The 11,377-nt window shown below is 73.6% G+C and carries 8 protein-coding genes; 1 reads left to right on the top strand and 7 read right to left on the bottom strand.

The annotated features are described in order from the left end of the window. Positions 1-4: 4 nt before the first annotated feature. The 7 genes from holA to hflX form a co-directional block, all read right to left on the bottom strand. A complete protein-coding gene (gene holA, locus AR3_RS16055) occupies positions 5-964 on the bottom strand; it encodes a DNA polymerase III subunit delta (RefSeq protein ID WP_067915017.1) in 960 nt (319 codons plus the stop codon). A 326-nt stretch (positions 965-1,290) separates the two neighbouring features. Then, entirely contained in the window at positions 1,291-3,849 is a 2,559-nt protein-coding gene (locus tag AR3_RS16060) for a ComEC/Rec2 family competence protein (RefSeq protein ID WP_067915018.1), read from the bottom strand. Continuing rightward, complete coding sequence (locus AR3_RS31760; protein WP_227023174.1) at positions 3,846-4,619, bottom strand: ComEA family DNA-binding protein; 774 nt, start codon at positions 4,617-4,619, stop codon at positions 3,846-3,848. The genes AR3_RS16060 and AR3_RS31760 overlap by 4 nt, the downstream gene beginning before the upstream one ends. A gap of 277 nt (positions 4,620-4,896) precedes the next feature. After that, positions 4,897-5,742 carry a DegV family protein gene (locus AR3_RS16070; RefSeq protein WP_067915019.1) on the bottom strand — a complete coding sequence of 282 codons (846 nt, stop codon included), beginning with the start codon at positions 5,740-5,742 and terminating at the stop codon, positions 4,897-4,899. Positions 5,743-5,798: 56 nt separating this feature from the next. Further along, positions 5,799-5,984: a class I SAM-dependent methyltransferase gene (locus tag AR3_RS32945; RefSeq protein ID WP_067915020.1), complete on the bottom strand. Its 186-nt coding sequence runs from the start codon at positions 5,982-5,984 to the stop codon at positions 5,799-5,801. A 78-nt stretch (positions 5,985-6,062) separates the two neighbouring features. Beyond that, positions 6,063-7,277, bottom strand: a complete 1,215-nt coding sequence (gene hutI, locus AR3_RS16080) for an imidazolonepropionase (RefSeq protein WP_067915021.1) — start codon at positions 7,275-7,277, stop codon at positions 6,063-6,065. Positions 7,278-7,953: 676 nt separating this feature from the next. Continuing rightward, positions 7,954-9,393: a GTPase HflX gene (hflX, locus tag AR3_RS16085; protein WP_067915022.1), complete on the bottom strand. Its 1,440-nt coding sequence runs from the start codon at positions 9,391-9,393 to the stop codon at positions 7,954-7,956. 317 nt (positions 9,394-9,710) lie between these two features. Between hflX and aceB the strand changes: the two genes are divergently transcribed. Then, positions 9,711-11,327 carry a malate synthase A gene (aceB, locus tag AR3_RS16090; protein ID WP_067915023.1) on the top strand — a complete coding sequence of 539 codons (1,617 nt, stop codon included), beginning with the start codon at positions 9,711-9,713 and terminating at the stop codon, positions 11,325-11,327. Positions 11,328-11,377: the final 50 nt, after the last annotated feature.

Genomic DNA, 11,377 nt, shown 5'->3' on the forward strand with positions numbered 1-11,377 from the left:
ACGGTCAGCGGATCGCGCGGGCGGCGACGATGTCGGCGACGGCCTTCTCCAGGGCGTAGACCGGGTCGGCCGCGCCGCCCTTGACCTGCGCGTCGGCCTCGGCGACCACGCTGAGCGCGCGCGCCACGCCGTTGCCGGACCAGCCGCGCAGCTGCCGCTGCACGCGCTCGATCTTCCACGGCGGCATGCCGAGCTCCTTGGCCAGCGCCGCGCCCCGCGCGCCCCGGGGCGCCCCGCCGACCTTGGCCAGCCCCCGCACGCCCTGGGCGAGCGCGCTGACGATCAGCACCGGCGCGACGCCGGTGGCCAGGGCCCAGCGCAGCTGCTCCAGCGCGTCGGCGAGCTGCCCCTCGATCGCCTTGTCGGCCACGGTGAAACCGCTGACCTCGGCGCGCCCCCGGTAGTAGCGCGCGACGGCCGCGTCGTCCACCTTGCCGCCGGTGTCGGCGACGAGCTGGCTGCACGCCGCGGCCAGCTCCCGCAGGTCGGTGCCGACGGCGTCGATCAGGGAGCGCGCCGCGTCCTGCGACACCTTGCCGCCCGACCGCCGGATCTCCTCGCGGACGAACGCGATCCGGTCCCCCATCTTGGTGATCTTCGGGCAGGCGATCTTGCGGGCCTTGAGCTTGGTGAGCCCCTCCACCAGCGCCTTGCCCTTGGCCCCGCCGTGGTGCACGGCCGCCAGCACGACGTCCTCGGCGGGCCGCTTGGCATAGTCGAGGACCTCCGCGATCAGGTCCTTGCCGAGATCCTGGGCGGAGCGCAGCACCAGCACCTTGCCGCCGCCGAACAGCGACGGCGAGGTCAGCTCGGCCAGCCGCCCCGGCTCCAGCGCGCCCGGCACCAGGTCGATCACCTCGACCTCCGGATCGGCGGCCCGCGCCTGCGCCACGATCTCGCCGACCGCCCGCTCCACGAGCAGCTCTTCGTCTCCGACGATCAGATTCAGGGCTTCAGCCGACACCCCAGCAGCATGCCACGCCCCGCCCCCTCCCCACGCCACCCCCGCCAAACCCCGAACCCCCGCACCGACGCGACAGCCGTACGACACAGGCCGACGCCACTCTCACGCTCCTCCCCCGCCAAGGACGTCGGCCGCACCACAACGCCGTGCACCTCCCAGAGCGTCCTCGTAGGCCGAAGTACCAGTTGAAGTCGGGTGAACGGCTCGGTGACGAGGTGAAGGTCGCGCAGCGCGTTCCGCACCTTCAGTGCAGCGCCGGTGTGCGACACACCACCGCACCCACCGCCCGCACGACGCGGGAATGTAGCTGCGATCTTGAGTGACCGTCAGCGGCGAGTCACCACGGCGAGGCCGCCGGAGGCGGTGCGGACGACGGCGATGTCTCCGTCCTGGTCGGTGCGGTGGACGCGCATGCCCAGTCGGCGCAGCATCTCCGTGGTGGCCGTGGACGGGTGGCCGTAGTCGTTGCCGCGTCCGACGGAGATGACCGAAATGGCGGCGCGCGTCGCGGCGAGGAAGTTCGGCTCCTGCTTGCGGGACCCGTGGTGCGGCACCTTGAGCACCTGCACCGGCGGCACGACGCCCTGGAGGGCGCGCTGGGCCTCGGGTTCGATGTCTCCGGCGAGCAGGGCGCTGAACCCTTGGCGCTGAGCCACGAGCACGACACTGGCGTTGTTGACGGCCGAGCCGTCGTCCTGCGAGGTCAGCTTGGGGCCGGTACCGTCGGGCCCCAGCACCGTCAGGGTCAGCCCGTCGATCTGCCAACGCTGTCCGGCCGCCGCAGGCCGCAGCACGGCCCCGCTCCCATCACCTGACCGCACCACCGACGGCGCACGAAGACCGGAGGCGGCCGGGGTGAACCCCGCCGGCGACGCCATGGTGGCGGTCGCCTCTACCGCATAAACCGCAGCGCCGCGTTGTGGGCAGGTGGTCGTGCCCGTCGCAAGGCGGGGTGGGGGCTGCGGAACGGCGTCCTTGAGGTGGTCGGCCGTCTGGGCGGTGAGCGTCGAATGCGGTGGTGGGTTAAGGGCAGGTGTCGGGGCGCCTGGATTTGCGGCGCGGGGCGCCTGTGCTGCCGGGGTGAGGGCGGGACGGGCCTCGCGGCCCGTGCCGAGGGGCGTCGTCAGCACTGTGTGCAGCCTGCGGCCGTCCAGGACGCCGTCGATGCCGTTGACGTGATCGGCGTGAGGGTGGGTGAGGACGAGCAGCGGGACTTCGCGGATGCCGAGACGGTCCAGGCAGGCGTCCACGGGGCGGGGCTCAGGGCCGGTGTCCACCACGACGGCGCGGCCGGGCGCCGCCGACAGCACGATGGCGTCTCCCTGACCGACGTCGCAGGCGACCATCATCCAACCCTGCGGGGGCCAGCCCGGCGACAGGACGCGCAGTACGACGACCGCGACCAGCAGGCCCGCCATGGCCGCCGCCGCGACGAGCCGGATGCGGCGAAACCGCAGGATCAGCGCGGCACAACCGCCCGCGGCGAGCAGCGACAACGCGCCCAGGCCGCCCGCCCGCCAGGGGATGGTCGCGTACGGCAGGTCCGCCGCCGTCCGCGCGACCCAGATGATCCAGCCGACCGCCAAGCCCGCGGGCCACGCGACGACCTGGGCCGCCTGCGGCCAGACCAGCGCGACCAGAGCCGCGGCGGCGCCGAGCAGCGTGGCGGGCGCCACCGCGGGGGCCGCGAGCAGGTTCGCCAGGACGGCCACCACGCCGACCTCGCCGGACAGCATCACGAGGACCGGTGCGACGGCGACCTGGGCGGCCGCCGCGACGGCCACGGCGTCGGCCAGCGGCCCCGGAAGGCGGCGCCGCAGCCGCTCCCGCCAGGGCGGGGCGAGGATCAGCAGCCCGGCCGTCGCCAGCACCGACAGCGCGAACCCGTACGAGCGGGCGAGCGCCGGGTCGATCAGTATGAGCAGCAGCACCGCGGCGCACAGCGCGGGCAGCCCTTGCCGCCGTCGCCCGACGGCCAGCGCCAGCAGGCCGATCAGCCCCATGACCGTGGCGCGCAGCACGCTGGGCTCCGGACGGGCGACGACCACGAACACCGGTACGGCCAGGGCCGCGACCAGCGGCGTGCCGCGGTGCCCCAGCCCGACCAGCCGGCACAGGCCCAGCACCGCGCCGACCACGATCGCCAGGTTCGACCCGGACACCACGAGCAGGTGGGTGAGCCCGGCGGTCCGGAAGTCGTCGGCGAGCCGCGCGTCGAGCCGGGAGGTGTCGCCCACGACCATGCCCGGCAGGACGCCGCGCTGGTCGCTCGGCAGCCGGGCCACGGCCAGGCGCAGCCTCCCCCGCACATGCTCGGCGGCCCGCTGGACGGCCGAGGCGGGCCCCAGCACGGTCGGCGGGCCGCGTACCACGACCACGGCGGCCAGCAGCTCGGCGCGTCGCGGCGGGGCGAACCGGCCGGTGAACCGCACCCGCTGGCCGGGCAGCAGGCCGCTCCAGCGCCGATCGAACGCCATCGCCAGAATCGGTACGCGCACCCTCGTCCGCCGTCCCCGCGCGTCGACGGTCTGGGCGCGCATTCGCACGAGGAGGAACCGCCGTCCGGACCCCCACTCGGGGTCGGCCGTCACGACCGCCTCGACCGTGGCATGGCCTCCCGACCGGGCGAGGTCCCGCACCGGGCCGGATTCGACGGCCGCGGCCCGCAGGCCCACGCCGACGGCCGACGCCGCGGCGCAGGTCAACGCCAGCGTGCACCAGCGGCCCGCGTCGCCTCGTCGACGGACGAACGCGATCGCGGCGACGGCGGCGCCGGCGATGCCGTACGCGGCCGCCCGTCCGGCGCCGATCGCGATCGCCGCGGCGGTCCAGGCGGCGATCGCCGGAGCGACCAGCCGCAGGTCATGGCCCTGCCGCGGGGTCATACGCGGACCATGCTCCTGAGGTCGGCGAAGCGCCGCTCGCCGATCCCGGAGACCTCCCGGAGCTGCTCGACGGACCGGAACCCGCCGTGCCGGGTGCGATAGTCCACGATGCGTTGGGCGAGGACGGGACCGACCCCGGGAAGCCGGTCCAGCTGCTCCACGGTCGCCGTGTTGAGGTCGAGCGGCGCCCCGGCGGCGGAGGACGCCCCGGGCGAGGCGTTCGGCGCCGGAACGGCGGACGGCGCGCGCACCCCGACGGCGATCTGCTCGCCGTCCACGAGCTTGCGGGCGAGGTTCAGCGTCCCCGTGCCGGCACCGCGCCGCACTCCCCCCGCAGCGTTGATCGCGTCCGCCACCCTGGACCCGCCGGGCAGGGTGACCACGCCGGGCCGCCTGACCTTGCCGTACACGTGCACCATCACCGGGCCGCCCTGTCCGGAGGCCGCGGCGGACGGTGCGGAGCCCGCGACCAGCGTCGGCTGCGCCCCGGCCTCCGCGATCGGGCGCGGGCGCGCCATCCAGAGGTATCCCGCGCCGACGAGCGCCGCGACCAGCCCGACCACGACGAGCGCGCGAAGACCTCCCGCGCCGGGATCGAGACGTCCCAGCACGTCGGCGATCCGTCTTCCGCCCATGGCGTCTTCGGGGCGGGCCCGCGGCGCTTCGGCCTTGGGACGCGCGGCCCCCAGTATCCGCGAGACGCGGGTCGCGGCACCGGCCGCCACGGCCTCATCCGGCTGCCGCGGCGGTGTCGCCTGCGCGTCTTCCACCGTCGCTCCCCTGGCCGTCGCATCACCGTTGACAGGGACGTCGGCAGAGGGCGCTTCGCGTCGGTCAGGACGCCCCTGCGCCGTCGTGCGGCCCGCGGACACGACGCGTGCGTTCGTCCTCTGCCCTGCCGACGTGACGGAGGGACGGTCGGCGGGGCGACGCGGGGAGGAGCGCGAGTACGCGGCGGGTGGAGGTGACAGGTCGCTCATGAGGTCTGACGTTAAGTGCGCGGCGGACGCCGCCACAGACCTCGCGCGAATTGTGGACAACTCGCCGTCAGAGGTGCGGGGCGATGACCACGCCGAGCATGCCGGGGCCGACGTGGGCGCCGATCACGGGACCGACCTCGCCGACGTGGACGTCCCCGACCCGTGGGATGCGGTCGCGCAGGCGGGCGGCGAGGGCCTCCGCGCGGTGCGCGGCGGACAGGTGCTGGACGCCGACGTCGACGGGGCGGTCGCCGGCGAAGTCGACGGCCAGCTCCTCCAGGCGGGCGACCGCCCGGGACGCGGTGCGCACCTTCTCCACGGGGACGATGCGGCCGTCCACGATGCCCAGCAGAGGTTTGACCATGAGGGCCGAGCCGAGCAGGGTGGCGGCGGCGCCGATGCGGCCGCCGCGGCGCAGGTGCTCCAGGGTGTCGACGTAGAACAGGGAGCGGGACAGGCGGGCGCGGCGGCTGGCTGCGTCCGCGACCTCGTCGGCGTCGGCACCGCGCTGCGCGGCCGCGGCGGCCGACAGGGCGGCGAAGCCGAGGCCGAGGCCGATGGCGCCGGTGTCGACGACGCGGACGGGCACGGGGGCGTCCTCGGCGGCCAGCCGCGCGGCCTCCACGGTGCCGGACATGGCCGCGGACAGGTGGACGGAGACGACGGCCCGCGCCCCGCCCCCGGCGGCGGCCTTGAACGCGTGCGCGAAGCGTTCGGGCGACGGGCGGGACGTGGTGACGGGGTGCCACTCCTTGAGAGCCCGTGCCGTCTCGGCGGTGGTGATCTGCCCTTCGTCCCGCACCGTGCCGCCGATGACGACCTGCAGCGGCACGACGGTGATGCCCTGGCGTTCGGCGAGCCCCGGGGGGAGGTAGGCAGTGGAGTCTGTGACGACCGCAACCGCACTGGCCATGGGGCGAGGCTACTCCTCTGGTCCGTTCGGCGGTGTGGCGCGCATGTTTCCGCGTGTTACGGCGGGCGCGTACGGCAGTAGTCCCCCGGCCCGCGGCACAGGATGAAGCCGATGTCGAACGGCCGGCCGCTGGGAGGCGCGGATTCCAGCAGAATGCGCATGCCTGCGTCGACGCGGTCGGGTGAGAACATGCCGTGGTCGGCCTGCAACCGCGGGCTCAGGTCGGGCAGCATGAGGTCCACGGCGTGACTCCCCCGCCGGGCGCGCCCGGCGCGCTCCGGCGGCAGGAGCGCGCGACGCGGCGGCGCGTCCCCGCGCGTTCAGGACTGGACGGGGACGCCGCCCCTCCACACGCGCAGGGCGCGCAGCCCGAAGGCCCAGGCGAAGGCGCCCTCGTGGTCGGCGTCCCACAGGACGATGTCGGCCAGCATCCCCGGGGCCAGGGATCCGCGGTCGCCGAGGCGCAGCGCGGCCGCGCCGCCGAGGGTGGCGGCGCGCAGGGCCTCGGTGACGCTGAGCCCGTACATCGCCACGGCCAGGCCGATGACCAGCGGCATCGAGGTGATCCCGCACTGGCCGGGGTTGTGGTCGGTGCCGAGGGCGACGGTGACGCCGCGGTCCAGCATGGCGCGGACCGGCGCCGGGGGACGCGAGGTGTTGAGCGAGCTGCCCGGGCAGACGGTGGCGGTGACCCCGGCGTGCGCGAGGGCCTTGATGTCGTCGTCGCTGGCGTGGTTGAGCAGGTCGGCGGAGGCGCAGCCGACCTCGGCGGCGACCTGCGCGGCGCCGATGCGCTCGTTGGCGCAGGCGTGCATGCGGGCCTTGAGGCCGGCGCGCTTGCCGGTGAGCAGCAGGATGCGGGCCTCGTCGGCGGTGAAGTGGCCCTCGTCGCAGTAGACGTCGAGGCTGTCGGCGCCCGCCGCGGCGGCGTCGGCGGCCCACAGCCGGACGGCGTCGATGTAGTCCCGGCGGCGGCCGAAGAACTCCGGCGGCAGGATGTGCGCGGCGAGGAACGTGGCGTGGATGCGCGGCATGGACGGCTCGCCCTCCAGCGAGCGCAGCATCCGGATGTCGGCCAGTTCGCCGTCGCGGGTGAGGTGGTAGCCGGTCTTGGCCTCGACGGTGGTGGTGCCCGCGAGGATCCACTGGCGCAGCCGCTCGCGGACGCCGTTGCACAGCGTCCAGGGGTCGGTGCCGCGGGTCACGGTGACCGTGGAGTTGACCCCGCCGCCCGCCGCCGCGATCGCCGAATGGGACGAGCCGCTGGTGCGCATGGCCAGCTCGGCCCAGCGGTTGCCCGCGTAGACGGGGTGCGAGTGGGCGTCGATCAGCCCGGGTGTGACCAGGCCGCCGCCGAGGTTCTCCACATGGTCGACGTCCACGATGTCGTCGATGACGCCGGGCACGCTCTGGGGCAGGTCGGCCGCCGGGCCTGCCCACACGATCCGGTCGTCGTGGATGAGAACGGCGGCGTTGCTGCAGACGTCGGTGCCCGTCCAGAGCCTGCCGATGTTCGTCAACAGCCGAACCGTCATCGGGTCACCGACCCGGAGGGGGTATCGCGCCGTCCGGCGCGGAACGGGACGCCATGGAGAAGGCCACCTGCTCTCGATCCGAAACGCCGACTGGGTGCCGGCGACTCACCGCTGGAGGGTTGGGCGATCGGTCGATCGCCATGAGCAACGAGACCGCAGATATCGGTTTCGTCACGGTAGTGCACTGACGGCCCGGCCGACAACCACCGGGTGGCCGCCGCCGACGTCGCGGCGCGGGTTCCCGGGGAGAGGCGACGGGCCGGGGGCGGCGCGAGGCGGACGCGCGGACGGCTCACCGAGGTCCGATAACCGGACAAAATTCGCATATCGCCCGATAAGCCATGCAATACCTGTCCGCACCGCATCGACGCCTCACCAGCCCCTAGTGATACGACGGTACGGGGTTCGGCGGAACCGTCAAGCGGATTGGCGAACCTGTCACCGTTCGGCGACCAGACGACCCCGATTCGGCCGCCACGAAGCCGATATTACGGAACGACTATGGAGGCGTCCGCCGCCGGCGCGGCTCACGACGCTGCCTGCGGACAAGGTACCGCATCCCCGTCTCGTCCATCCGCCGAAACGAGAAATTCGTTACCCGCCATTTCCGGACAGCCGCCCTCGACGCCAGGGCGGCGCGTCCGTCCGGCACGGCGTCCCTCACGGGGTCACGGCGTCACGGGGTCGGCGCCAGCTCCTCGAAGCGCGCCAGTTCGGCGGCCAGGTCGACCGGGACGCGGGCGTGCAGGACGGTGCCCTCGGCGGTGTGCTCCTGCTTGAGCACCTCGCCCCGCCTGTGGACCTGGGCGACCAGGTCGCCGCGGTCGTACGGCACGAGGACCCGCAGCTCGCGGTCCAGCTTGGGCAGCCGGACCTCGATCGCGGCGCGCAGCTCGTCGATCCCGGCGCCGGTGCGGGCGGAGACGACGACGCTGTGCGGCTCGCGGCGGCGCAGCCGGGCCAGGGTGAGGTCGTCGGCGGCGTCCGCCTTGTTGATCACGACGAGCTCCGGGATGCGGTCGGCGCCGATCTCGCGCAGCACCTCGCGGACCGCGTCGATCTGCGCCTCGGGCTCGGCGTCGGAGCCGTCCACCACGTGCAGGATCAGGTCGGCGTCGGCGACCTCCTCCAGGGTGGAGCGGAACGCCTCGACGAGCTGGTGCGGCAGGTGCCGGACGAACCCGACCGTGTCGGCCAGCGTGTAGGTGCGGCCGCCGGGCGTCCGCGCGCGCCGCACCGTGGGGTCGAGGGTGGCGAACAGCGCGTCCTCCACCAGCACCCCGGCGCCGGTGAGCCGGTTGAGCAGCGACGACTTGCCGGCGTTGGTGTAGCCGGCGATGGCCACGGCGGGCACCTCGTTGCGACGCCGCTCGCCGCGCTTGGTGTCGCGCGACTTGGCCATCTCGGCGATCTGGCGGCGCAGCTTGGCCATGCGCGCGCGGATGCGGCGCCGGTCCAGCTCGATCTTGGTCTCGCCGGGGCCGCGGCCGCCGATGCCCACGCCGCCCGCGGCGCGTCCGCCGACCTGCCGGGACAGGTTGCCGCCCCAGCCGCGCAGCCGCGGCAGCAGGTACTCCAGCTGGGCCAGCTCGACCTGCGCCTTGCCCTCGCGGCTCTTGGCGTGCTGGGCGAAGATGTCCAGGATCAGCGCGGTCCGGTCGATGACCTTGACCCCGACGGTCTCCTCCAGGTGCCGCAGCTGGCTCGGGGACAGCTCGCCGTCGCAGATGACGGTGTCGGCGCCGGTCGCGATCACCACGTCGCGCAGTTCGGCGGCCTTGCCCGCGCCGATGAAGCTCGCCGGGTCGGGCCTGCTGCGCCGCTGGATCATGCCCTCGAGCACCTGCGAACCTGCGGTCTCGGCCAGCAGCGCCAGCTCGCGCAGCGAGTTCTCGGCCGCCTCGGCGGTGCCGTCGGTCCACACGCCGATGAGCACGACGCGTTCGAGCCGCAGGGCGCGGTACTCGACCTCGGTGACGTCGGTGAGTTCGGTGGACAGTCCCGCCACGCGCCGCAGCGCCCGGCGGTCCTCCAGATCGAGGTCCCCGGTCATCGGCTCGTCGTCGAACGGGGCCGGGGTCCGAGGCTGGTGGTCTTCAGAGAAAGAGTGCGTCATATGTCCTCTGTAGAACGCCGCTGAGCGGCCGCTTCTTCCCGGCGATCGTCTCACGAAGCGGTCCCCGGGTCACTCGATTATTCCCACGCCGCGGGCATCCCCACCTCGCGCGCCCCTATCCGGCCGCCGCCGTCGGGCGGCGCTCCTTCACCCTCGCCGTCCTCGCCCGTCCGCGAACACCGCGTGACCGATGGTGGCGAGGGGACGCAGCGGGTAAGGGCGTGTCCAGCCGCCCCCTTTGACCGGCAACTGAACGGACGAGTAGCTTTCTCCACATAACAGAAGTGAGTTTTCACGATACGAAAGAAGGGCAGACGATGGCTGCACCCGAGGTGCCGGAGGGCATCGAGGTCACCGGGCCCCTGAACGACCGCTACGACGAGATCCTCACGCCCGGCGCGCTGGGCCTGCTGGCCGCGCTCCAGCGCGAGTTCGGCGCGCGGCGCGAGGAGCTGCTGCGGGCGCGCGCCGAACGCCAGGAGCGGCTGTCGGCGGGCGGGACGCTGGACTTCCTCCCCGAGACCGCGCACGTCCGCGAGGACCCCTCCTGGCGGGTCGCCCCGCCCGCGCCCGGCCTGGTGGACCGCCGGGTCGAGATCACCGGCCCCACCGACCGGAAGATGACGATCAACGCGCTGAACTCCGGCGCCAAGGTGTGGCTGGCCGACTTCGAGGACGCCAACACGCCGCTGTGGACCAACATGATCGAGGGGCAGCTGAACCTGCGCGACGCCCTCGACCGGACCATCGACTTCACCGACCCGACCACCGGCAAGAGCTACGCGCTCAAGCCCGACGAGGAGCTGGCCACGATCGTGGTCCGCCCGCGCGGCTGGCACATGGAGGAGAAGCACGTCCTGGTGGACGGCAAGCCGATGTCGGCCTCGCTGTTCGACTTCGGGCTGTACCTGTTCCACTGCGGGCGGCGGCAGCTGGACAAGGGCAAGGGCCCCTACTTCTACCTGCCGAAGATGGAGAGCCATCTGGAGGCGCGGCTCTGGAACGACGCCTTCAACCTTGCCCAGGACCTCCTGGACATCCCGCGCGGCACCATCCGCGCCACCGTGCTGATCGAGACGATCCCGGCGGCGTTCGAGATGGAGGAGATCCTCTACGAGCTGCGCGAGCACTCGGCCGGGCTGAACGCCGGCCGCTGGGACTACCTGTTCTCGATCATCAAGAAGTTCCGCGACCGCGGCGGCGACTTCGTCCTGCCGGAGCGCAACGCGATCACCATGACCGCGCCGTTCATGCGTGCCTACACCGAGCTGCTGGTGCGCACCTGCCACAAGCGCGGCGCGCACGCCATCGGCGGCATGGCGGCGTTCATCCCGTCCCGCAAGGACCCCGAGGTCAACAAGGTCGCGCTGGAGAAGGTGCGGGCCGACAAGACGCGCGAGTCCGACGACGGCTTCGACGGCTCGTGGGTGGCGCACCCGGACCTGGTGCCGGTCTGCCGCGAGGTCTTCGACGGCGTGCTCGGCGACAAGCCCAACCAGCTGGACCGGCTGCGCGAGGACGTCCACGTGACCGCCGCCGACCTGCTGAACTTCAGCGCCACGCCCGGTGAGATCACCGAGGCGGGGCTGCGCAACAACATCGACGTGGCGCTGCGCTACCTGGCGACCTGGCTGGCCGGCTCGGGCGCGGTGGCGATCCACAACCTCATGGAGGACGCGGCGACCGCGGAGATCTCCCGGTCGCAGGTCTGGCAGTGGATGCGCCACGGCGTCCAGCTGAGCGACGGGCAGAAGGTCACCCGCGAGCTGGTGGAGCGGATCATGGACGAGGAGCTCGCCAAGATCCGCAAGGAGCTGGGCGGGGCGTACGACGAGCCGCGCTACGAGCAGGCCGTCGCGCTGTTCAAGGAGGTCACCCTGGCCGACGAGTACGCCGAGTTCCTGACCACCCCCGCCTACGCCCGCTTCCCCTGATCCCGCCGCGCGGCGCGCCGGCCCGCGGGCCGGCGCCGAGGCCGCGGCGT

Source organism: Actinomadura rubrobrunea NBRC 15275 (assembly GCF_001552235.1).
In the GTDB taxonomy this organism is placed as follows: Bacteria; Actinomycetota; Actinomycetes; order Streptosporangiales; family Streptosporangiaceae; genus Spirillospora; species Spirillospora viridilutea.